This is a genomic window from Armatimonadota bacterium, from assembly GCA_013314775.1.
Lineage (GTDB): Bacteria > Armatimonadota > Zipacnadia > Zipacnadales > JABUFB01 > JABUFB01.
Map to the genome: position 1 here is coordinate 107629 of JABUFB010000014.1, position 23350 is coordinate 130978.

The following is a 23350-nucleotide window of genomic DNA, read 5'->3' on the forward strand; positions in this document are numbered from 1 at the left end:
CTGAGTTGTGGCAGGCATTCTCCGCAGCTGCGACGAACTCCTTCCATCAAATGCGCCACGGAGGCTGCTATGGGATACATCGACGCCCACTCGCACATCTGGGACCAGGACTTCGACCGGTACCCGATTCTGCCCGACTACGACCCCGCTGCAATTCGCCCGATCACCTTCACCCCCCAGGAGTTGTTCGCCCACTGCAAGCCGTGCGGGGTCGATCGCGTGGTGCTCATCCAGATGAGCTACTACGGATTCGATAATTCCTACATGCTGGACGCTATCGCCCGCTGGCCCGAGACCTTCCGGGGAGTGGCGGTGATCGATCACAGTCAGGCCGATGTGGCCGAGGAGATGGCGCGTCTGCGCGAAGGCGGCGTGCGGGGTTTCCGGGTGCAGCCCGGCGGTGCGGACCCTGCCGACTGGCTCGAGGATGGCGAGTGGCGGCGATTCCTGGGCATCGCCGGAGAACTGGATATGGCAGTATGCCCGCTCATCGATCCCGAGTACCTGCCCGCGGTGGGCAGGGCCGCCCACGCCTTCCCGGATACGACTTTCGTTATCGATCACCTGGGGCGGGTGGGATGCGGGCGCCCCATCGAGCCCCGGGACGTCGCCGCCCTGTGCGATCTGGGCTATTGCCCTAACTGCAATGTCAAGGTCTCTGCGTTCTACGCCCTGGGAAAAGGCGAGCCGCCATATGCCGACCTGGTGCCATTGATACGTCAGGTCTACGACGCTTTTGGTGCAGCGCGGCTCATGTGGGCCACGGACTGCCCGTACCAGGTGATGAGGTCCTCCTATGAGGACAGCCTGGCGCTGGTGCGGGATGGTCTCGATTTTCTGAGCGACGAGGACCGGGCGATGATACTCGAGGGCACAGCCGCCCGAGTGTTCTTCGGCATCTGACCACCGGTTGGAGGTGGATCATGTTACGCACTGTGTTGTGTGCCCTGCTGATCGCAGGCATCGGTGTCTGCGTCGCCGACGACTCGCTGCTGCGCCTGCGGCATTCGTGCTATCTGGTGCTGGTCCCTGATGAAACCGCGACTCTGCGCGCCGACTTCAACTGCATCCCCCATGGGACCTATCCCGACTGGTTGGAGTACACGCTCTATGACCGGTCGGGAGATGAAGTCGCGTGGGGGCAGGTCCCCCCTGGCGCGCAGGCAGTGCTGGATGTGAGGGTGAAGACCCCGGGACTGCATGTGCTGGAGCTTACGTCGGGCTGGAATCTGGCCACCTGCGCGCTCTCGGGCCCCCCGTGGGCTTTCGTGGTCTCAAGCCGCCTGCCCCTGCAAACGGTGGGCGAGGTGCCCCGGCTGTACTTCCACGTACCCGCAGGGCTCCGGTCCTTTGGACTGTTCGCCCAATCGTCTGTGACCCGCGAGGGCATTCGGGTCGAGGTCCTCGCCCCCGACGGTCGGGTGACGAAAGTCCTGGACGGCGACGCGGACCGGCTGGAGAAGCTGGATGTGGATGTCCCTGCTGGGCAGGATGGGGCGGAATGGTCGGTGCGCGTCACCGCCCCGCAGACGCCCGGCATGAACCTGGACGACTGTCTCCTGTATCTGGGAGACAGCTTGCCTCCGTTCCTGGCCCCAACTGCCGAGGCGGTCCGGTCGGTGGCCTTGAGGGGTGACTGGCAATGAGCATATCCGGTACCGGCTTCGGGATTGTGTTACTGGTGTCGATCTGCTGCGTCACCGGCTTCGCCCAGGATGAGTGGTCTAGCGAGCCGCCCATCACCTATGTGCTCGACTATGGGAATGCCCACCTGGGCAACGCGCAATGGATGGAGGATGTGAGGAACGCGCCGCCGACGCTCCTGCACCTGGGCAAGGATGTGCCGATGACCCACAACTGGGGACCGATTGCGGCACTGGGTGGTGAGAATCAGGCATACGGCAAGGGTGAGAGCATCCGCCGCCTCTCTCCGGATGAGGTGGCCGCACGCATCGCCGACCTCACCCGGATGGTTGCCGATCTGCACGATGCCGGGGTCTCGCTGGTGATGCCGTACGTCTGCTCAAACACCGTCGCTGGTCACCCCGATACCAGGGCAGGACTTTGGGAGTTCTACGATCACTGGGATGAGTATGCATCTTTCGGGCTCGGGCCCCGGCCGGAGCGGGATGTAGCCGACTGGCTGCAGCGCGACCCGCAGGGCAACCCGGTGCGCTTCTATGCCTACACGGGAGACTTCTACCCCCCATACGAGCCCAACCATCGCGAAGCGGCTTGTGTGAACAACCCAGCCTGGCAGGCGTGGCTGTCGGCAGTGGTGCGGCTTGTTGCGAGGTGCGGTTACGACGGCTGCTTTGTGGACAACAGCGGCTCGCAGCGATGCTACTGCGCCTTCTGCCAGGAAGGCTTCCGAGAGTTCCTTAGCGCGCGTTACCGGCCTGAGGAGCTTGAGCGCCTGTTCGGGTTCAAGGGCGCCGACGAGATCCATCTTTCGGTAGAGCGCCAGGGGCTGCTCTGGGCCGAAACCCATCGTTTCTGGCTGGAGAGCCTGCGCAGACATCAGGTGCGCATCAGACAGGCTGGAGACAGTGTCAAGCCAGGGTTCAGAACCTTCCCCAATGGAGGACACCAGCGTCCGGAAGCAGTGAAGCTGGCGTTTCGCGATAGCGACTACGTCATGTTTGAGAAGTCCCTGGGGGACTACGGGACACATCCGGGACGGGCGCGATTCAAGATCGTCGGTGACATTGCCGTAAACAAGTACAACGACAACATTTACGAGTATTGCCTTACCCGTGCGGTACGCACGCGGGTAAAGCCGATCATCCTCACACGGGCCGGTTACCCGCGACGGGACCCGGAGCTGGAGCTGAATGACGCGACGGCCCGCCTGGGGATGGCAGAAGCGGCTGCGTTCGGTTCGGGCGGCGGGTTCCTGATACGGCCGGACTACAAGCTCTTCGGACCCGCGCTCAATGAGTACCGAGCCTTTTTCGAGACGCATGGGGACCTTTACACGGGCCTCAGGCCCATCGCGGACGTGGGGATCGCGCTCCTGCCGGAACAGGCGCTGTACCTGAACAAGACTAACGCAGCTCTCGTGGAGAGGCTGACGCGCTCGCTTGTGGACGATCATGTCTTGTTTGAGTACCTGCTTGAGGAGGACCTGGCCACCCCGCGGCTGTCCCGGTACCGGGCGGTCATCCTGCCTGGGGCCCAGGTGCTGTCCATCCCGCAGCTTGAAGCCCTGGAGCAGTATGTCCGGTCGGGTGGGCACCTGCTGGTCTTCGATCCGCTGCCCCGCTGGGACACGCAGTTTGGCGAGCTGGACAGGTCTTACCGCGAACTGCCCGCCAGAGCATTGCTGCCCCTGGGATCTGGCGGAATACTCCGGTCCCCGGACGTGCCCCGGCGCGACGTAGCCGGCCTGCTGCGCGCATTGACAGGCGAAGACTTCGGGGTCCTTTCACTTGCGGGACAGAACGCCCCGGCATGGGTGCGGGTAGCGGCCTGGGAGAGGCCCGCCGAGAATCGACAACGGGTCTATCATGTGCTGAACTACTCGGCGCCGCTTGGTGAGAAGGCTGGGCCGCCCCTGGAGGTCGCTGAACTGGAACTCGAAGTGCCGGCGCACCAGGAGATCACGGCGGAAGTCTGGACGCCCGGACGTCCTGAGTGCCAACGAGTGACGGCGCAGGCCGTGGATGGCGCGGCAACAATCAAACTGCCACCTCTGGGCATCTACCAGGTGGTGGTGCTTCGATAGAAGCAGGAAGACGCGTGGGCGGTCCTTCAGAGACCGTCAGGAGGCATCCGCGTGCTCGAACCGCAATCGCAGCGGACAGTCACTCTGGCACCGGCGCAGGCTCCAGATGGTTGGGCGGTGCTGGAAACGCTGCCGCTTCCTGTTATCCTGATCGGACCTGACAGCCTCATCGTAAGGACAAATCGCGCGGCGGCAGGGCTGGTCGGGGGAGATGACACGCCTTTCCTGGGTATGCCTGCCTCGGCTTTTTTCGCGGCCACCGGAGCCGAGATCGATGCGGATACGCTCCTGAGGCAGGCTGCTGGTGTCGAGATACCCCTCACGATCCACACCCGCAGGCAAATTGGCGTCTCGCAGCATCAGGTCTTGCGCTGGACGATCCGCCGCCTGAGCGACGTGGGCGCCGGGGCAGGGCACGTCGTTGCCTGTGCTGAGGACGTCAGTGTGCGTCTGCAGCTTGAAAAACAACTGGAGCACCAGGAGCGCATTCGCTGCATCGGGCAGGCGGTGGCCGGGGTCGCTCACGAACTGGGTAACCCGCTGGGTGCGATCCTGGGCGCCGGTGAACTTCTGGAACCCCACGTGTTTACGAACGCCGGACGCGGTTATCTGCAGCGCCTCGTGGACCAGACCCTCCGCGCCCGCGAACTAATCCGCAACCTGCTCAGCTTCGTGCGCGGCGAAGACCCGGTGCCGGTACCTGTTTCGGCGTCCGCTCTTGTCTCGGAAGCGGCCCGATTCCTCGCCTTCGAGTTCTCGGAGAGGGGAATTCACATCCAGATCAGGCATGAGGAGAAGACGCCGCCGGTCAACGTGGCACCGGCGGAATTGCAGCAGGTCCTGATCAACCTGCTGGTAAACGCTCAGCAGGCGCTGGAAGGGTGCCCGGAGCCATGTGTTAGTGTGGAGACCGGGGCGCGAGACGGGCGGGTGCGCATCGCGGTGCGCGACAATGGCCCCGGCATCCCGTTGCCCGTGCTTCCCCATCTGTTCGAGCCGTTCTTCACAACAAAGGCGCCGGGAGTCGGTACGGGGTTAGGACTGAGCATCGCCCAGGGGATCGTGCACCGGTACGGGGGAGAGTTGCTGGCACGCAACCACGAGGACGGAGGCGCAGTCTTCGAGGTGCTGCTGCCTGCCGCCGAGAGATGCGACCAACCGGTGCCCGAACCAGGCGAAGAAATGACCCCGCGCACGCACCACGAGCCGGCACGTGTCTTGATTGTCGATGACGACGAGGCGGTTCGCCAGGTGATCTCTCAGGCCCTGTCAAATGCCGGGCACCAGGTGGATGAGGCGTCGAGCGCCGAAGTGGCGCTTACGCGTGCCCAGTCCAGGGACTACCACCTGATCCTGTGCGACCTGACTCTTCCGGGCATGAACGGGCGCGAGTTCCATCGTCGTCTTTCCACGCTGCGGCCCGAGCTTGCCGGTCGCGTGGTGTTCGCTTCGGGCGGGGAACCGACGCCGGACTTGGACGCCTTCCTGCAGCAGGTCGGGGCCTCTTACCTGCGCAAGCCTTTTTCGGTGCGTCGGGTTCTCCAACTGGCCTCGGCCGCGGGATCTGAGGCCTCGAGTGGGCAATCCGGCGATTGAGACAGGGGGCTACTGAGCCGCGCCGCCCAACTGCACGCCTGCCACAATCTGCTCCGCGATTGGCTTGAACTTGTCCCAGTGTTTCTCTGGCGCTTCTGCGACTACATGGTAGCTGTAGTCGCCCTGGAAGCTGGCCCACCGCATCCCCTTCATCTTCACCGGCAGAAGTCCGGCTCGCTTGGTATAGCTGTACTCCACGAAGGCTGCGCGGGTCTTGGCGAAACGGTAATCGAATGTCGGGCTGCCTTCCTGGTACCCCGGATGCTCTTTGAGCCATTTCTCATTCTTGAAGTGCTGGAGCATTGCGCCATCGGCGGTCAACTCCAGCGGAAGTTGCTCTCCGGGACCAAGGTTGGAGGCGGCAACCCGCTCCTTTGCTGCCGCCGCGTCCCCGACCGCTCCCGCCCCGGATGCGCCCCGGACCGAGACCCGCGCGAGCCGCGTGCCTTTCCACGTGACGAGAACGAAAGTTCCGCCGGAACCCGCGTTGTCCGGCTCTCCCCAGCCCGTCGGATAGTATGCGGAGAAGCTCTTGTCCTTCGAGGTGAAGCTGGCCCATTCACCGGGCTCAGGGGGCGGGCCTGAGGCCGCGACCCCCACCATCAACAGGGCAATGGCGAGTATGGAAATGCCGCCGCCAACGATGATCACCGGAAGTAGCCACGGGGGGCGCGATGGCGGTTCGGGTTCGGGCTCGGGGGGCCTGCGGCGCGATGGGGCGGGAGCACCCGAAGCCGTGGGAGCACCGTGCGCGGCCGGCCTTGGAGGGCCGGTTGCGCTCGGCGCCGTGGATGCAGGCTGTCCCGGGCGCGGTGGCGGTGCAACGCGGCCCGGCTGTGGCCCGGCCGAGGCCTGTTGACCGGCTGCCGGTTGCTTCTTCTGGGGAGGGCGCAGGTCGGCGTTACACCAGGTGCACAGGTCGTCGCGATCGCTGGTCATTCCGCACTTCGGGCATTTCTTGCCCATGGCAGACCTCCCGACTTGCCTTTATCTAGGCGTTCAATTCCCGGCCCGAGGCCGGCGCGCGACAGACATCCAATCCCATTCTTTGCCGGCCATGCGAAGACTCCTTCAACAATGCACATGATTTCTCATCCGAGCAGCCCGCTGGCGTCGCAAACTGGCCGGGATTGCCGGCAGGATTTGCCGGCCGGGGAGGAATCTCGATGCAGCCGGCGAAAGGTCACTCACCAGAGCACCGCGTGCACTCAAGGAGTTGCCGACCATGTACCAGCACATCCTGGTCACCCTGGACGAGTCGGAACTGGCCGAGCAGGCTCTGCCCCACGCTGTGGCGCTGGCCAGAGCCTTCGGCAGCACGCTGCACCTGGTCTCTGTTGTGCCCGTCGCTTCGCCCGAAGCTCTCCAGAGCGCCACCATGGCCACCGACCACGAGGCCCAGCTCGACAGCGTGCGCGCCTACATGCGGGGGATCCGCAAGCGCGCCATGGAAAATGGCGTGGAGACGGAATGGGATGTCTGCCAGGGGGATGTTGCCGACGAGATTCTTCGCTACCGGGAGCAACAGGATTGTGACCTGATCGTGATGTCCACCCACGGACGGTCGGGCATGGGCCGCTGGGTTTATGGTAGCGTCGCCGACAGGATACTCAGACACAGCCCGGTCCCGGTGCTGCTGGTGCGGGCCGCCGAGAGCGCATGACGAACGCGGGCGAAACCAGACGATGAGTGCTCAGGGCCCGATCACATCCCGCGATGCCCGCAACGTGCTGCGTGCATACGATGCAGGGGACCTTCTGTTCACTCGTCCCGGAGCGGGGACTGCGAATGCGGCCGTGATCGTGGTTACACCGCGGGGTCAGTTCTTCCTGAAGCGCCGCAATCCACGGTACTGCGACCCTGGTCAGCTTGCCTTCGACCATAGTGTCATACGCCACCTGGCCCGCGAGGGTCTGCCGGTGGTGGCCGCGATGCGCACCCGCGCGGGCAGCCGCTGGTTCGAGTATGAGGACGACATTTACGAACTGTACCCGCTGGTGGAGGGCCGGCCGCACCAGGCCGGGAATATCACTCAGGTGCGCAGTGCGGGTCAGTTGCTGGGCCGGCTTCACCATACGACCCGCGATCTTGAGCCGGACGGGCGCAAGAGGGTCGGGCGACTGCACGATCCCGCGGCATCACTCGCCGGGCTGAACTGGGCGCGAGAGCATCTCCTGCAACCGGGCGACGACGAATCGGCGAGGCTGCTGGACGAACTCATCAGGGCGGCGCGTCAGACAGGGGAAAGGCTTCCCGACAGTGTATGGCGCAATCTGCCGGCGTGCATCATCCATGGCGACTATCATCCCGCGAATCTGAGGTTCAGGGGTGACGAGGTCTGCGGGCTGTTTGACTTCGACTGGGTGGCCCGGGCGCCGCGGGCAGTGGATGTAGCCGATGGAATCATCTTCTTCTGCAGCCGCCGCGAAGGGCCTATGGTGGCCGGCGATATCGTCTCACTCACCCAGTCCTTCACTCTCGACCCCGAACTATTGGGGGCTTTCGGCAGTGGCTACGGCGAGACGGTGCAACTGACACGGGATGAACTGCGCGCGATGCCCAACTTGTTGCGGGCGCGCTGGCTCTTCTGCCGGGTGGACGCCATGCAGCGGAAGGTGCCCGGTAAGCACAAGCTGGCGTACTTGCTGAACGGTGTGCTTGGCCCCTTGTCCGAGGTCGATGCAAACCAGGATCTCCTTACCGGGGGTGATTGGCTGACACCGTCGTGAGTATCATCCAACAGGCTGACATCCGAGGAAGCGCCGGCTCGGGTCGGCCGGGAGTGATACAGAACATCGGGGGGCGAGACACGAGGGGCGGTCGTCCTTGGCCTTCGTGCCCGGACAGGCCGCAGAGGAATGCTGAGGGGTGAACTCGCGCCGATGCCCGAACACGTGGTGCTGTGGGATTTTGATGGTACCCTGGGATATCGCAAGGGCTTGTGGTCATCCGCGCTGATTCGTGCGCTGGACATCCACGAGCCCGGGCACATGATCAGCGTCGATGACGTCCGGCCTCTCCTCGCACACGGATTCCCCTGGCACGAACCTGAACGGCCACACCCGGAACTGCGCGACCCTCCGGCGTGGTGGGATCACATCGAGGCGGTTATCGCCGGGATCTTCGCGAAGCTGGGGTATGAGCCCGAGCGCTGCAAACTCCTGGCGCGCGCGGCCCACGAGGCGGTCATTGACCCGTCCGCGCACCGGCTTTTCAGCGATGCCCGTCCGGCCCTGGACTTGCTGTCCCATCTCGGCTGGCAGCATGTAATCGTCTCCAATCACGTGCCCGAGCTGGAGAGCATCGTCTGTGCGCTGGGCGTGCGCCACATGTTCCACAGTGTGCTGTCATCCGCATGCACTGGGTACGAGAAGCCGAACCCGGGCGCTTTCAGGCATGCCCTCGAGGTGGTGGCGTATCCGGAGCGTGTGTGGATGGTGGGGGACAACCCGGTGGCCGACGTCCAAGGGGCCGAGAGTCTGGGGATCCCGGCGATCCTGGTGAGGCGGAAAGGAAGCGCACGCAGGAGAGCCGCCGATCTGCTGGATGCGGCGGCCATGATCATCCGATTATCGGGCTCGTAGAAAAACTGTTTGTGGGTATGAGCTGTCGCTGAGCCCTTTGGTCATCCGAGGAGGGCACAGGGGCCTGGGGGGGACCCACCGGCTTTCCCGGGCTCAGCGACCGTTGGCATCAACCAGCGCGACTGGTCTACTGCCTGCGCTATATATACCCAGGTTATGTTTCTCTATTCAAGGGAATCGGTTTGGTCGTCCGCGCCCGAGCTCTCACGAACCCGCTGCCTGAGTTCATCGATGAAGCGCAGTTCTCCGGACTCCGGGTCGGTGTACTGCCAACTGGTCCAGCCGTTGCACGCCGGCGTGCCCTGGAGTATGGCGCCCAGGCGGTGGATGGAGCCCTGCTTGCGTCCTGACGTGAGCGTCCCGTCCTCATTCACCTGTGCCCGGTCCCCGGTCCTCGCCAACACCAGCGTGTCTCCGGGCTTGAGCAGCCCCAACTCCAGTAGGCGCTCGAAGGCGATGCGCTGGGGCTTCACGGCATCGGGCGGCTGCAGCGCAGCAAGCTCTTCGGGCGAGGGCTCCTGCACTGCATCCAGCCGTGCCCGCGCGACTTTGATATAGCTCTCCTCACGCTCAATCCCGATCCACTTCCTGCCAAGGCGCTTTGCCACCGCGCCCGTGGTGCCGGTGCCGAAGAACGGATCAAGGACCACATCCCCCGGCACGCTGGAGGCCACGATCACCCGCTCGAGCAGCGCCTCGGGTTTCTGGGTGCTGTGGGCCTTCTCGCCGTTGACCTTCAGCCGCTCGGGGCCCAGGCAGATGGGCAGTTCCCAGTCGCTGCGCATTTGCTTCCCGTCGTTGTAGACCTTCATGGCATGGTGGTTGAAAGTGTACTTCGCCTTCTCGGACTTCTTGGCCCAGATGAGTGTCTCGTGGGCGTTGGTGAACCGCACTCCTCGGAAGTTCGGCATGGGGTTGGTCTTGACCCAGATGATGTCATTGAGGATCCAGAAGCCCAGGTCCATGAGTATCGCGCCCACGCGGAAGATATTGTGGTACGCGCCGATGACCCAGATCGTCCCGTCATCCTTGAGCACTCGCCGGCAGCCGCTGAGCCACTGGCGGGTGAACTCATCATACTGCCGAAGGCTGCTGAACTGGTCCCAGTGGTCATCCACCGCGTCCACCCGCGTCAGGTTGGGGCGCCAGAGCTCCTTGCGCAACTGCAGGTTGTACGGCGGATCGGCGAAGATCAGGTCCACCGACTTCTCGGGCAAGGCGGCCATGACCTCGACGCAGTCCCCCTCGATGATCTGATTCACGGGCAGTCCGTCCCTCATGTGTGGTCCTCAAACAGTCTGCCGGTCCAGCGGTCCCGCAGATTGCGCTCGAGCCGCGCGCGCACCTTGGGGATTGCCAGGAGTTCCTGCAGAAAATAGTCCAGATTATCTTCCGCGTCAAAATGCCGGCGCAGGCGGATGGCATCATAGTCCAAGCGGAGCAATTCGCATAGCTCCGGCCCGGTCATCAGGTGGGCGCGATCGAATCGCATCTTGAGGCCGCGCAGGATCACGTCCTTGTCCGACTGGTTGAAGCAGCAGAATGCGTAGTTGGACTGGTATTGCAGCCGCTCTTCCAGCAGTCGGGCCACTCGCAGCAGGCTGCCCAACTCCCCATCCGCTTTCTTCGTGTCGAAGCTGTCGCCGTCTTTGATTTCCACCACCAGCGCGGTCCGCTCCGTGTTGTCGAGCACCACCACATCTACCTGCGTGGGTCTGGCGCCGTCTTCCGTGGGGAGGCTCTCCTGGAAGTACGCCTCGACGCGGCGAGACAGGCCCAGGACCGGCTGGCTGAGTCGCTCCTGCAGCCCGGTCGATCGGATCGGACAGCCGGACCGCAGTATGGTCTCGAGCTCATTCCCATTGCGGATCGCCGTGGCATGGACCCGGCTGATGAGAGACCCCAGTCCCTCGTCGCCGAACACCCTGGCGTAACCTGAATCGCCATCAGCCCGTCCCACCGTCTCGCGTATGCGTGCCAATGCCGGCCCCCTGTCTTCGTGTCACCAGGTCTCAAGCAACTCCGGCAGTTGCTCCCGCGCGCTCTGGGCATCCACGACCCGCGCCCACGGCAGTGAGTCGCCTGGGGGTATCTCAACACTGGTCGCGCCGTCGATATCCGCCGGGACAATGCCTGTGAGCAGGGGCCAGCGTTCGATTCCGCCGGTCATTTCGCGGGAGCCCTCGGGCAGGTCCTGAGCGGCCTCGCGCACCCCGGCGATCATGGCCTCCAGTGCTCGCCGCTGCTCGGTTGTCGCAGGCCAGTAGGGGCGCACGCGCACGGCATCAATGAGCCTGCGCAGGGCTGCGCCGGCGTCATTGTGGCTGCCTGATGGCGCCTCGTACCGCAGCGAGGCAACCATCCAGCAATCGGCGCCCAGCACCTTCGGCGCGGGAGCGAGTGCGCACAGACAGGACGCATCAATGCCTTGGCCGGATGCCCGCGCGAAGCTTCCCTGGGCTCCTTCCAGCATGCGCGCGGCATTGGGCGCCTCACCCGAGACCTGGACGTTCAGGCCTGAGCCGCCCTTGGCGCGGTTTGCGCAAGCTTCGACCACGTCGGTTCGTTTCCACAGCAGCAACGGTTCGGTGCCCTGGTCAGGTGGAAAATCCGAGCCCTCGCGCCAGCCCGCGGCGGCCAGAGCGGGGGACAGATCGCGGTACATGGGAATTTCCGGCTGTCTCCATGAGAACCGGGCGCCGGTCCGCGGCTGCAGGCCCATGATATCGATCGCGGGCAGCCCATTGTAGATCCGCACGCCGCCGCTCACCAACCACCCGGGCAGGCCGTCGGATTCCAGCGCACCGTCGGTGGCGACCCACCGTTCGTCGCCCTGCGCGCCGGTTCCCAGTGTATGGACCGGATCTGCACGGAAACTCGCCGGAATCGCGCACAACGCGACCCGTTGCGCTTCTGTGGCACCAGGCGTGAAATACACGACGTAGAGTGTATCGAAGGCATCGTGGGGAACGACGACGGCCAGCGCCAGGACCGGTTGGCCATCTACACGCAGGCTGCCTTGGCACACCGCGCACGGGACCCCGGCGGAATCGAGCCGAGTCCTCACATTGCGCCAGCGCGCACCCATCAATTGCGCCCAGTCCCGACAGACGCTGACAGCGCGGCGTTCGAGGGGGGCACTTTCCGACTTCACAACTGGCCAGACGCAGGCACCCCAGGGGCGTGGCCTTTCGGACGGCTCGACGAAGATGCAGCCCCTGTCCTCGCGTACGAGCCACCCTTCCGGAGCTTTGATCCGGATTGGGGCCATCGGTCGAGTGTCGGCAAGCGGCGGAATGGAGCGGTTGGTCACGGAGACGGGCGGCGCTGCCGGGTCAGTGGCGGGCAACGCCGGGTCCTCAACCACCGGGCCGGCAGGCGGGACCGGTCCCGCCGATCCCGCCGGCTGGACCAACTCCTCGGGCTGCGACGGGATGCTGGTCCCGATAAGACTGAAAGAGCGCGCTGCCGCGTCGAACAGGCGTGTGCGGACATCGGAGACGCGTGCGGGCTGGACGAAGGTCCCCAATACGTAGTAGCGGCCGTCCAGCAGATAGGCTGCGAAGAGAGCGGTCCATTCGCCGTCTGTGCCCGTGTCAAGGCTTCCCCGGACCAACAGCGCTGAACCACCCGGGGCGCTGATGATCTCCTCATCGATCCGCTGATATGTTCCCCCAGCTGCCAGGACCTGCTCGTGCGCCCGCGCCGCGGCGTGAGCGGACAGCTCGTCTGCGACGGGTGTCCAGGCAATTATCTCCAGCACCGGGTCGTCGCTTCCGGGCCTGACCAGGCTGACGCCCCTGTCATCCACCTCCCGGGCAATCACCCAGCCTCCGGGCAGCACCAGCTGCACGCCCAGAGCGGCGACCTCCACTAAGCTGTCTGGTTGTGCCAGAGCAGGGAGCACAGGGCCGCACAGGGCTGCGAAAAGGGGCAGGATGGGGAATGGAAGGTGGCTCTTCGGGCCGCGAGACATGGCATCGAACCGGCGCGTATGATCAAAATGATTGCAGGAACATGATACCAGAGCACAGTGCCGTTGGCGAGAGGGTATTGTGTGACAGATTGGTGTCGGTGCAGCCGCTCGGGGCGCGGCTGGGCCTGTGTGCGAAATGGGACGATTCTCTTGCATTTATGCGCGCGCCGCAGTATACTTGAGCCACTTAGACTAAAGGTAAATGCCTGTAATCGGCTAATATGGAGGCCCATATGCCCTCCCGCTTTATCATCAGGTACCCCCTGCCCCAGCGCTCGCAGAGCGAGTTCGGTGGGCCCGTTTCAGGCCAATCGGCGCAGCATGCCTTTGCGCCCCCCACCGATGTGTTCGAGACACCCGAAAGTTACCGGGTCCGCATGGAGATTGCGGGCGTGGACCCCAAGGATGTGGAGATCATGGTCGCAGAAGATCATCGCACGGTGACGATCCAGGGTGACCGCCCGCCCGCGCAGCATGATGGTCCGGGCCGGTATCTGAACATCGAGGTCCAGTATGGGCCCTTCGCACGGACTATCGTTCTTCCGGACGCGGTGAGTGGGGAGGAGGCGCGGGCATCTTACGCTCAGGGGTATCTGTCGATCACCCTCCCGCGGCTGCGGCCCCAGTCCTCCCGGCGATCAGTTCCGATACAGACGAAGTAACCTATCTTGTCCCTTCGCGGCCTCCGGTGGGCCGCTTCGAACGGAGTGAGACAGCAGCATGGTGGAAGTTCAGGAGAAGCATAATCGCAAGTCTGAGCAGTTCCCGGAAATCGTGCCCGTCCTGCCGCTGAACGGGATGGTAGTGTTCCCGCTCATGCTCACCCCGATGTCCGTCAACGATCCACGGGAACTCCAAGCTATTGACGCGGCGGTTGCTGCGGACCGCTACCTGCTCCTCGTTGCTCTCAAGGAGGGCGAGGAGACGCCGGGCCCGGACACTCTCCACGAGATAGGATCGATTGCAGCCATTCACAAAATGATGCAGTTGCCTGACGAGACCCGGCATCTCGTGCTGCGCAGTTATGCCCGGGTGCGGATCGTGGAGTTTGTCGAGACGGCGCCGGTGCTCATGGCCCGAATCGAGCCGGTGGAGGAGACAGGAGAGGATTCTCCTGAGACTCGGGCGCTGTTCCACACGGTTTTGAAGTCTTTCGAGCGCCTGGTTGAGCTCTCCCCATATCTGCCGAAGGAAGCCTATGTTCAGGCGCTCAACGTCCACTCGGCGTCGAGTCTGGCCGATCTCGTTGCTTCCGCCCTGCCCATCCGCGGGGACGAACAGCAACGCCTTCTCGCGACGCTTGATGTGACCGAGCGACTGCGCATGGTCCACCGCATGGCTCAGGAGGCGCTGACCACGCTGGAGATTGCCGACCGCGTCGGCTCGACGGCGCGGGAGGAGATAGAGAAGAACCAGCGCGAGTATGTGCTGCGCGAGCAGTTGAAGGCGATCCAGCGGGAGCTCGGACAGGAGACCGAGGGTGAGGAATTGGAGGACCTCCGGACGCGCCTCCAGGAGGCAAACCTGCCGGAGGAAGCGCGCAAGGCTGCGGACCGAGAGGTCGCCCGGCTGGAGCGAATGAATCCGGCGGCGGCGGAGTACAGCGTGGTCCGGACGTATCTTGAGTGGATGGCCGAACTTCCCTGGAGCAAGTCCAGCGAGGAGATCATTGACGTGGAGGCCGCCCAGCGGGTGCTGGATGAAGACCACTACGACCTCGAGGAAGTGAAGGATCGCATCATCGAGTACCTTGCGGTGCGCAAGATCAAGCAGGATATGAAGGGCCCGATCCTGTGCTTCGTGGGTCCGCCGGGAGTGGGGAAAACGTCGCTGGGCAAGAGCATTGCCCGGGCAACGGGGCGCGAGTTCGTGCGCATGAGTCTGGGCGGCGTGCGGGATGAGGCGGAGATTCGTGGCCACCGAAGGACATATGTGGGCGCTCTGCCCGGCCGCATCATTCGCGCGGTCCGGGATGCGGGAACGAACAATCCGGTGATCATGCTGGACGAGGTGGACAAACTCGGGGCAGACTTCCGGGGCGACCCCTCGTCAGCATTGCTGGAAGTCCTCGACCCGGCCCAGAACAGCACTTTCAGCGACCATTACCTGGAGGTGCCCTTCGACCTTTCCCAGGTGATGTTCATCTGCACCGCCAACGTGCTGCAGACTATTCCCGCGCCGCTCCTTGACCGCATGGAAGTGATACAACTCGCGGGATACACGGAAGAGGAGAAGGTGCATATCGCGAAGCGCTACCTGGTTCCGCGCCAGCGCGAGGAGCACGGGCTGACCGCGAAACAGCTTCGCATCACCGATGCAGCGCTGCGGGGTATCATCGGCAAGTACACCCGCGAATCGGGCGTCCGCAATCTGGAGCGGCAGATCGGCACGGTCTGCCGCAAGATCGCGCGCAGAGTGGCCGCGGGCGAAACCGAACTGCCCACTGTGACCAGCGACAACCTGGAGAGTTTCCTTGGGCGTCAGAAGATCTTCCCGGAAGCGTGCGACCGGGTGACGGTGCCGGGAGTTGTGACCGGGCTTGCATGGACCCAGACCGGCGGAGAGATCCTTTTCATCGAGGCCACGCGCATGCCCGGCAAGAAGGGCTTCAAGCTTACGGGCCAGTTGGGCGATGTCATGCAGGAGTCAGCGGACGCCGCACTCAGCTACGTGCGCAGCAATGCAGAGAAACTCGGAATTGAGCCTGATTTCTTCGACAGCAGCGACATCCACATCCACGTTCCCAGCGGCGCTGTGCCCAAGGACGGACCCTCCGCGGGAGTCGCCATGGTGACCGCGTTGGTATCCTTGCTCACCGGCAAGCGCGTCAAGTGCAATGTGGGGATGACCGGAGAGATCACGCTACGAGGCAAGGTGCTTCCCATTGGCGGCGTCAAGGAAAAGAGTCTCGCGGCACGGCGCGCCGGCTTGGACACCGTCATCTTGCCCCTGCAGAACCAGGGAGATGTGCGGGAACTGAGCGAGGAACTGAGGGGTGATCTGAAGTTCATCTTCGCCGAGACCATCGGAGATGTGCTATCAGCCGCCCTCGAGGGTTGACTTCCACGCAGAACTTGATGTAATCTACAGATTATGAACAGTGGGGGCACTGTTGATGTCACCCTCAGCGGTCGGCATGCTCAGTTAGCGCTACAAAGGGGGCAGTGATCTTGCGGGGCAGTGTGGCAGCTCTTCTACTCGTGTTGTCCCTGACATGCGCTCATGCCATCACGTACCACGGTGGGCTTACCACGGCTGGTTCCCACTCAGACCCGGATTTCGTCGCCGACGGCCTCGACGGGACCGGATTCTGGATTGATCCCGGCGACACGTCCCTGGAATGGTGGGTCAGTCAGGATAGCCCCACCGATCCGTGGCACTATAAGTACGTTCTTTCTACACCGGGGCCGGGTGGCGCTCCCAGCCACTTCATCATCGAGACCACGAATCCGTTGACCGAGGGCGAGCCCGACTACTTCGACGCCACGGGCGACTTCGAGCAGGATACGATCAGTCTTCATATTGGTCCGAGCGCAGGCAACCCCTCGATGCCCGACGACGTCTACGGCATCAAGTTTGACGAGCTGAGCGGAGAGATCGTGGTCACGTTCGAGTTCTACAGCTATCGGAACCCGGTCTGGGGTGACTTCTACTCCAAGTGTGGCAACACCGGCGGCATACAGAACACGGCGTGGAACAAGGGCCTCACGGACAACGACACCGACCCGAACCTCGCACCCAGCAACGGCTCGCTGAACTACCACGTCCTGCGGCCCAACGGCCAGACCCAGGACATCCCGGAACCCGGCACAATGGCGCTGTTTGGGCTTGGGCTGGTTGCGGCGGCCTTCATGCGACTTCGAAAGCGCTGAGACGCGGATTCAACTCTCGACCTTTGGAGCCCGGCACCCCGCGAAGCGGATGCCGGGCTCTATTCTTTATCCCGGGACGTTTCGCATACCGGCTGTCTCAGCGGGTAAAATGAATTGAGGAGAAGCAGTCAGGAGGTGGCTCAGATGTTGATGACAAGACCTTTTCCGACGATTGTCCTGGTGATCGTGTTTTCCCTGACTGCGCTGATTCTGACCCAGCGCGCGGTGGCCCAGGTGTACTTGCCCTATGGCGGTCAGGGGTACTACGGCTATGACGGTCAGCGCTACGGATACGGCGGGTACTACGGGTACGATGATTATGACTACGACTATCCCCGCCGCCACCACTACTACTACTGGCCCCAGCGAGACCTGCTGCCTCACTGGTATGACGGGCCCGACCCGGGCATCTACTGGAACGAGAAATCCTGGCAGGGCCAGTACGGCTATTCGAGGCCACGGGTGCGTGACCGTCGCTCGTTCAGGTCCGGTTACGATGGTCCTGTCCGCACCTATCCGGGCGGCCCGGTGATTGGCCGCGACGACGATCCGCCCGAGAGGAAGGGGCACAGTCTGCGCGGGCAGCCTGGCGGACGGGGAAAGTTGCGAACCGGATAGGCTGAAGAGGATCCGGCATTCAGCGACTGCACGTCTGTTCACAGGGATAGCGCTGGTTCAGTGGACGGTAGCCGGCCGGGACTCACATGTCGCGGCCCTTTTCAGCACTAGGTTCCGGGGCTGATGAAGGCCCGGGCGGGGGCCATGGCGAAACAAGGCTTCATGCACAATGATCCCCGACCGACTTAGGGCGCGATTCAGGGTGATAGAATGTCCGACAACTTGAGAGTGCTGGTCCTCGGATGCGGCTCCATCGGCGAGCGGCACATTTGCTGTCTTACGCAGATGGGCGGTGTGGAGGTAATCGCCTGTGACACGCGGGCCGAGAGGCTGGCCGCGATGAGCGAGCAGTACGGCGTGTCCGAGACGGTCTCCAGCTATGACGAGGTGGATCTATCGGATGTCCTGGCGGTGATGATCTGTACACCTTCCGACCAGCACATCGGCCCTGCGACGCGTGCGGCAGAAGCCGGCTGCCATCTGTTCGTCGAGCCCCCCCTCGCATTCTCCATGGACGGGGTCGATGCGCTGATCAATCTGTGCCGGCAGCGCGAACTGGTCTTCCAGGTGGGCTATTTCATGCGGCATCACCCGAACCTCAAGGAGATCAAAGCGCTGATCGAGATCGGAAAGATCGGCAAGGTGAACACGGTCCAACTGAAAACCAGCCACTTCATCGGCAAATGCTGGTCGGGATCTCCGGAGGTCTTCTGGGCCGACGCAGCCACCGGCGGCGGTGTTATCCGGGACGCCTCTCAGGGTCTCGACCTGATCCAGTGGCTCGTGGGAGCGGTTAGTCAGGTCGCGGCAATGCGCGCCCGCTTCATGCCGGACGTTGACCCCGATGTGGAAGATGCCGCCGCGCTCATCCTGCGCTTTGCGAATGGGGCGTTAGGCACAGCCATTCTTAGTCGCTGGCGACAGAACTTCAAGAGCGGCCTGGAGCTCGACGGCACTCTGGGGAGCATCGAGTGGGCATACGAGTCCGGTGAGGTGCGGCTGTATACCGAGGAGGACAAGTCCTGGCGCACCCACCAGGTGGAGGTTGAGCAAGACGACCTCTTCATTGCGCAGGCCCGAAACTTCGTAGCAGCGTGCAGGGGCGAGCAGACGCCGGCGGCGACAGGAATGGATGGCAAGCGGGCTCTCATGGCTGCGCTGGCGGCGCAGGAAGCGGCAGAATCGGGTGGCCTCGTGGAGATCCCCTGCTGCTGCATGTGTGGCGATTAGCGGCCGGCGGCGGGTAGTCTGTCGGGAACGCGAACCGGGGACCGGCTCATCCTCTCGTGCAGAGAAGATCAGCGCCGGTCCCCGGTTGTTTGTGACGGGATGCATCCTGCTTACTTGGCGCGAACGTAGGGCTCCAGTTTCTTGGTCACGAACTGCTTGCGCAGCCGCGGATAGACAGGCAGGTCACCGAACTGCGGCTCATCGAGACCCCTCATGAGAGGCTTGACGTAGTCGATGAACTCCTGGGTGACCCCGTTCTTGCGCTCGTTGATCCACTCGGCCGGCACCAAGCGTGTCTGGTCGGCGACGCTCATCAGCGAAGTGGTTTCGGTCTCGAACACAAAGGGATCACTGCTCTTGCGCTGGATGGTGATCATGACGTCGGTCTCGCCATTGCAGGCGCGTTCGACGGCATTGGCGCCCACGGCGTAGGCCTCGTCGATATCCACCTGGGACGCGCACCAGGCGAAGCAGCGTTGCAGGTTGCCCAGCGTGTCATGGCGTGCGCGTACTCCGATCTCTTCCTCGATCATGTTGCCGAGGGCCTGGGCCACACCGCCGAGACGTGCATGACCGAACTCGTCAACCTTCGCGGAGGTGGTTGCGAGATCGGTCTCCGCGAAACTGAAGCCCTCAGACACTGCGACCACGAGGTAGCCATGCTTGTCGTAAATCTCCTTGCAGTCAGCAAGGAACTCGTCAGGATTGACCTTGACCTCGGGCAGATAGACGAGATGCGGAGCCATGTAGTCATCCAGGCGGCCTGCCTGGGTGGCGCCGGTCAGCCAGCCCGCGTTCCGGCCCATGACCTCGACAACCTCCACGTTTCCGAATGCTTCTGCGTCCTTGGACGCAAACTGCACGCAGGCAGCGGCGTAGCGCGCTGCGGAGCCGAACCCGGGGCAGTTATCGGTAACGACCAGGTCGTTGTCGATGGTCTTGGGGATGCCGATGACCCGCATTTCCCAGTCGCTGGTCTTGGCAAGCTCCGAGATCATGTGGCAGGTGAGCTGTGAATCATTGCCGCCATTGTAGAAGAAGTAGCGGATGTTGTGGGCTTTGAACACTTCCATGCAGCGCTCGAGGTCCTGGGGCTTTGGTTTCAGCCGGCAGGAGCCCAGAGCGGCCGAGGGCGTGTACTTGAGTTGCGAGATGACATCCGGCGTCTCACGGAAGAGGTCGAACATGTCCTCGTTGAGCACGCCGGTGAGGCCGTGGACCGCACCGTAGAACTCCTCGATTTCGTCGCGCTTCTCCGCAGCCTGGACTGCACCCACGAGACTGGCGTTGATAACGATGGTTGGCCCACCGGACTGGCCGATGAGCGCGTTGCCCTTGAGTGGCATTCTGCCTGTACCTCCTGGTATATGAACGCGTGCTGGTTAGGGCCAAAGATTATACTCAATATAATTGCGCGCCGAGTCACAAGTCAAGGCAGGACGCGGCCGGCCTGGGAGCATCGGCTTGGTGGGAAGTGTGCCGGCTTCGTGTGTGGCCAGGCGTCGGGTGGCCGCGGTGTTGAGGCCCGGCCGTGTGCGGTCAGGCTCCGGGGGGGAATAGCCACCGGTGGAAGCCGGGAATTCCGTTCTCAGGCATGGGCCATAGGCCCCGGTTACAGACGGTTGCCCGCTCCGCGGCCTTTGGGGCAGGAAGGGCCCGCCAGCGACATTCCAACACGCTCCAGGCCGGCGGAACGCATGCTCATCGGCCTCAGGGGCGAGCGGCTTCTTCGCGATCCCAAGAACCGCGCACTGTCAATAGAGCATGACACTGCGCAAGGGCTTACAGCGTATTGGTCCAGAAAGCTGAGGCAGAGCCGAGCGGCGGCGCTGAGAGCACTGCCCTGGATGAATCTCGACATATCACGGTCGGAGTGCCAGTGTGGATCATCCCCGAACTGGGTCAGACACACCGATGGAACACCCGCAAGCTCAAAGGCTTCGTGGTCGCCGTAAGGGAAGCAGTCTTTCAGGGACAAGGAGATGCGGGCCTGATCGGCGGCGCATGAGAGCTTCCGGCGCGCCTCGTCCGTGCCCAGGCCGATGCGGCACGCATGCAAAGGCGCGCCGAGCCCCACCATATCCACGTTCAGCATCGCCCGGATTCCAGCCAGGTCCGCATCCCTGGCCCTGCGTACGTAGTAGTTGGAGCCCACATGGTGCACCGGCGGGTCCCCGCAGAATTCCTCGGCACCGAAGAATACCAGGCGCACCTCGCAGGGCAGGTCGGCTGTCCGCAGAACGCGGGCGAGCTCGAGAAGGACGGCGACGCCGGATGCATTGTCGTTGGCGCCGGGGGATGTCTCCCTGCCAACCACGGAGTCATAATGCGCGCCCAGGAGCAGGGCTCCTTCTCCCGCTCCCGGCAGAACCGTCTCGATGTTGCGCGTACTCGTTCCCGTGAGCCCGATTGCGATCCGGTCCTGAACCCGTGCTTCGACCCCGATCTCACCCAGTCTATCCAGGATGTAGTCCCCGGCCTGCCGCTCCGCACCACTACCGCCCCTGCGAGGGCCGATTCGGTCCGCAAGCGCCCGCACGTGGCCCAGCATGTTGGCTTCGCTGTGGGCGTCCAGGCGATCGGCGAGGCACGCACCAGGCGCGTCGCGGCCCCGCAGCTCCCGGCTTTCGGCGCATGCAACTTGTTCGCTGACTGGGGTATTGCCGCATGACTGGAGCAGCACCGCCCGTGCGAGCAGGAGTGCACATGGGATCGCCAGCGCAATCCCCCGCAGGCCCGACCGGCCTGTCCCTCGTGATCTGCTTCGCCGCATGTTCGCGCGCCACTGCAATCCTCGTGCCCAATGTGGTCCGAGACAGAGGAGGAGATCAGGACCCACCGCGGAAGAGTCTCGCACCAATGGGTGAGGAGAGTGGACGCCATGCGAAGAGCTGCACGTATCGGGCTGTCGATCCTGTTTGCGGTTTCAGCATTCACCGGCCTGCAGGCCCAACCGGCCGAGAAGAAACTGATCGAATATGGCTGGGACGTCCCGCCTCCGAGTTTCGTGGCCGACAACATCCGCGCGATGGAAGAACGCCCCTTCGACGGGCTGATCATGAGGGTCCAGCCGATTGGGAGCATCTTCACCAACCGGAAGTACGAGGAAAGCCAGGTGGCAGGGGAGTTCGAGGCTCTCGGACGCATCGAATGGCAGCGCTTCACAGACAACTTCATCATCATGTACGCAGCCTCGACCATGGACTGGTTCAGCGATGCTGACTGGGATTGCGTGCTTCACAATGTACGTCTCTGCGCAAAGGGGGCGAGAATCGGGCGCTGCAAAGGGCTCTGCTTCGACGCTGAGCCATACGGCAAGAACCCGTGGATCTACCCCCAGCAGGCACAAGCGGGCACGAGGAGTTTCGCCGAGTACCAGGCCATGGTGCGCAAGCGTGGGGCGCAGTTCATGGATGCCATTGAGGCCGAGATGAAGAACCCGGTCCTCCACACCTTCTTCCTTCTTAGCTACTTCGGGGATCTGGTGTCGGAGACCGACCCTGCGAAGCGAGAGGCCGGCCTGATCAACCGCCATTACGGTCTGCTGCCCGCGTTCATCGAAGGCTTGCTGGATGCCGCTGACCCGGGGACTGTGATCACCGACGGTAACGAATCCTCTTACTATTACACCAAGGCGGAGCAGTTCGAGAAATCGCGCGACCTGATGCGAGACCAGGCGTGGAAGATGCTGTCGCCTGAGAACCAGGCGCGCTACCCGAAGCACGTCCAGGTGAGCCAGGCGCTCTACGTGGACCATCTCTTCGATTTGCGTGTGCGCAAAAACATCAGCGAGTTCATGACCCCTGAAGAGCGCGCGCTGTGGTTCGAGCATAACGTTTACCATGCGCTATCCACGGCGGACCGCTACGTCTGGCTGTACAGCGAGCGCATGAACTGGTGGCTTGATCGCGACGTTCCCGCGCTGCTTCCGGTGGCCATCAAGCGCGCGCGGGCGAAACTGGCGGCCGGCGAGCCGCTGGGATTCGACCTGAGCGCGGTGATCGAGGATGCAACCGAGCGGCGTTCCGCGATGCTCGCGGCCACTTTGGTTCGTCGATCTGCGGATGTGGCCCCGGTTCCGCAAGGGCAAAAGCCGGTCATCGACGGCGTGCTCGATGACCCGCTCTGGCGTTCGGTGAGCGCAATGGAAGCGTTTGTGCCGTACATCGGGATCAAACCCGATCCAAAGCTCGCGGCAACTCTGGCTTGGGCAGCTTATGACAAGGACAATTTGTACATCGCCTTCTACTGCTCCGAGCCAAACCCGGCCGGCGTCAAGGTCATCGGTTCGGCGCGGGACCATGACGTCTGGAACGGCGACAGTGTCGACATATTCCTGTCTGCCGGACAAGACCGAAAACCTTACTACCACCTGATTGTGAACCCCGACGGGGTGCTTTGGGACGCTGCCTGCGACGGGTCAGACGACCTCAGTTGGAGCCCTGACCTGGGCGTGGCGACGCACCGCGATGCGGGGTACTGGTCGGTGGAACTGGCACTTCCCTGGAGGGCGCTGAACAGGGAAGCTCCCGTGGCGGGACAGAGCCTGTACGCGAACCTGTGCAGGCAGCGAATTACTGGCGGCGAGCAAACCTGCTGGTCTCAGTGCGTTGGCGGGTTCGTCGAGCCGGACAACTTCGGACAGTGGGTTTTCCGGTAGCCGGTTTCGGCCATCTGAGGGCAGGTGCGGTGGGGCATTGCAGAGAAGAACACGTTGAAACAACGGAGGGCGCCGTTCCTGCCCGTC

General features: G+C 63.5%; 19 protein-coding genes. 13 read left to right on the plus strand and 6 right to left on the minus strand.

All coding sequences use genetic code 11. The features are described from left to right. Window positions 1–69: 69 nt before the first annotated feature. From HPY44_18095 to HPY44_18110, 4 genes are read left to right on the plus strand one after another with little or no spacing between them, the layout of a single operon-like run. Entirely contained in the window at window positions 70–903 is an 834-nt protein-coding gene (locus HPY44_18095) for an amidohydrolase family protein (GenBank protein ID NSW57919.1), read from the plus strand. 20 nt (window positions 904–923) lie between these two features. Beyond that, window positions 924–1646: a hypothetical protein gene (locus tag HPY44_18100; GenBank protein ID NSW57920.1), complete on the plus strand. Its 723-nt coding sequence runs from the start codon at window positions 924–926 to the stop codon at window positions 1644–1646. Further along, complete coding sequence (locus tag HPY44_18105; GenBank protein ID NSW57921.1) at window positions 1643–3727, plus strand: hypothetical protein; 2085 nt, start codon at window positions 1643–1645, stop codon at window positions 3725–3727. Before HPY44_18100 ends, HPY44_18105 begins: the two co-directional genes overlap by 4 nt. Window positions 3728–3778: 51 nt before the next feature. Next, window positions 3779–5323 (plus strand): response regulator, encoded by a 1545-nt coding sequence (locus tag HPY44_18110; protein ID NSW57922.1) that lies wholly within the window; start codon window positions 3779–3781, stop codon window positions 5321–5323. Between the two features lie 9 nt (window positions 5324–5332). On the opposite strand, the gene HPY44_18115 is transcribed toward HPY44_18110, so the two are convergent. After that, the gene (locus tag HPY44_18115; protein NSW57923.1) at window positions 5333–5974 is read right to left on the minus strand and encodes a hypothetical protein; all 642 of its coding nucleotides are present in this window, start codon (window positions 5972–5974) and stop codon (window positions 5333–5335) included. A gap of 574 nt (window positions 5975–6548) precedes the next feature. Here HPY44_18115 and HPY44_18120 point away from each other — a divergent pair. The 3 genes from HPY44_18120 (at window position 6549) to HPY44_18130 (ending at window position 8907) form a co-directional block, all read left to right on the plus strand. After that, a complete protein-coding gene (locus tag HPY44_18120; protein ID NSW57924.1) occupies window positions 6549–6986 on the plus strand; it encodes a universal stress protein in 438 nt (145 codons plus the stop codon). A 22-nt stretch (window positions 6987–7008) separates the two neighbouring features. Further along, window positions 7009–8052, plus strand: coding sequence for a phosphotransferase (locus HPY44_18125; protein NSW57925.1), 1044 nt, complete (start codon window positions 7009–7011; stop codon window positions 8050–8052). Between the two features lie 153 nt (window positions 8053–8205). Then, window positions 8206–8907, plus strand: a complete 702-nt coding sequence (locus HPY44_18130; protein NSW57926.1) for an HAD family hydrolase — start codon at window positions 8206–8208, stop codon at window positions 8905–8907. 164 nt (window positions 8908–9071) lie between these two features. On the opposite strand, the gene HPY44_18135 is transcribed toward HPY44_18130, so the two are convergent. The 3 genes from HPY44_18135 to HPY44_18145 are packed head-to-tail and all read right to left on the minus strand — an operon-like array spanning window position 9072 to window position 12883. Then, window positions 9072–10187: a site-specific DNA-methyltransferase gene (locus HPY44_18135; protein NSW57927.1), complete on the minus strand. Its 1116-nt coding sequence runs from the start codon at window positions 10185–10187 to the stop codon at window positions 9072–9074. Next, entirely contained in the window at window positions 10184–10888 is a 705-nt protein-coding gene (locus HPY44_18140) for a hypothetical protein (protein NSW57928.1), read from the minus strand. Before HPY44_18140 ends, HPY44_18135 begins: the two co-directional genes overlap by 4 nt. 21 nt (window positions 10889–10909) lie before the next feature. Beyond that, a complete protein-coding gene (locus tag HPY44_18145) occupies window positions 10910–12883 on the minus strand; it encodes a hypothetical protein (protein ID NSW57929.1) in 1974 nt (657 codons plus the stop codon). A 233-nt stretch (window positions 12884–13116) separates the two neighbouring features. Here HPY44_18145 and HPY44_18150 point away from each other — a divergent pair, with 233 nt between their 5' ends. The 5 genes from HPY44_18150 (at window position 13117) to HPY44_18170 (ending at window position 18603) form a co-directional block, all read left to right on the plus strand. Beyond that, window positions 13117–13545: an Hsp20/alpha crystallin family protein gene (locus HPY44_18150; GenBank protein NSW57930.1), complete on the plus strand. Its 429-nt coding sequence runs from the start codon at window positions 13117–13119 to the stop codon at window positions 13543–13545. Window positions 13546–13603: 58 nt separating this feature from the next. Then, window positions 13604–15943, plus strand: a complete 2340-nt coding sequence (lon, locus tag HPY44_18155) for an endopeptidase La (GenBank protein NSW57931.1) — start codon at window positions 13604–13606, stop codon at window positions 15941–15943. 110 nt (window positions 15944–16053) lie between these two features. Beyond that, window positions 16054–16755, plus strand: a complete 702-nt coding sequence (locus HPY44_18160; GenBank protein ID NSW57932.1) for a PEP-CTERM sorting domain-containing protein — start codon at window positions 16054–16056, stop codon at window positions 16753–16755. A 144-nt stretch (window positions 16756–16899) separates the two neighbouring features. Continuing rightward, complete coding sequence (locus HPY44_18165) at window positions 16900–17373, plus strand: hypothetical protein (protein ID NSW57933.1); 474 nt, start codon at window positions 16900–16902, stop codon at window positions 17371–17373. A 210-nt stretch (window positions 17374–17583) separates the two neighbouring features. After that, a complete protein-coding gene (locus tag HPY44_18170) occupies window positions 17584–18603 on the plus strand; it encodes a Gfo/Idh/MocA family oxidoreductase (protein NSW57934.1) in 1020 nt (339 codons plus the stop codon). A 110-nt stretch (window positions 18604–18713) separates the two neighbouring features. Here the strand turns inward: HPY44_18170 and HPY44_18175 are convergent, their stop codons facing one another. Together HPY44_18175 and HPY44_18180 are read right to left on the minus strand one after the other, a co-directional pair. Beyond that, the gene (locus HPY44_18175; protein NSW57935.1) at window positions 18714–19949 is read right to left on the minus strand and encodes a 6-phosphofructokinase; all 1236 of its coding nucleotides are present in this window, start codon (window positions 19947–19949) and stop codon (window positions 18714–18716) included. A 266-nt stretch (window positions 19950–20215) separates the two neighbouring features. Next, entirely contained in the window at window positions 20216–21376 is a 1161-nt protein-coding gene (locus HPY44_18180) for a M20/M25/M40 family metallo-hydrolase (protein ID NSW57936.1), read from the minus strand. 108 nt (window positions 21377–21484) lie between these two features. Here HPY44_18180 and HPY44_18185 point away from each other — a divergent pair, with 108 nt between their 5' ends. After that, the gene (locus tag HPY44_18185; protein ID NSW57937.1) at window positions 21485–23263 is read left to right on the plus strand and encodes a hypothetical protein; all 1779 of its coding nucleotides are present in this window, start codon (window positions 21485–21487) and stop codon (window positions 23261–23263) included. Window positions 23264–23350 lie beyond the last annotated feature (87 nt).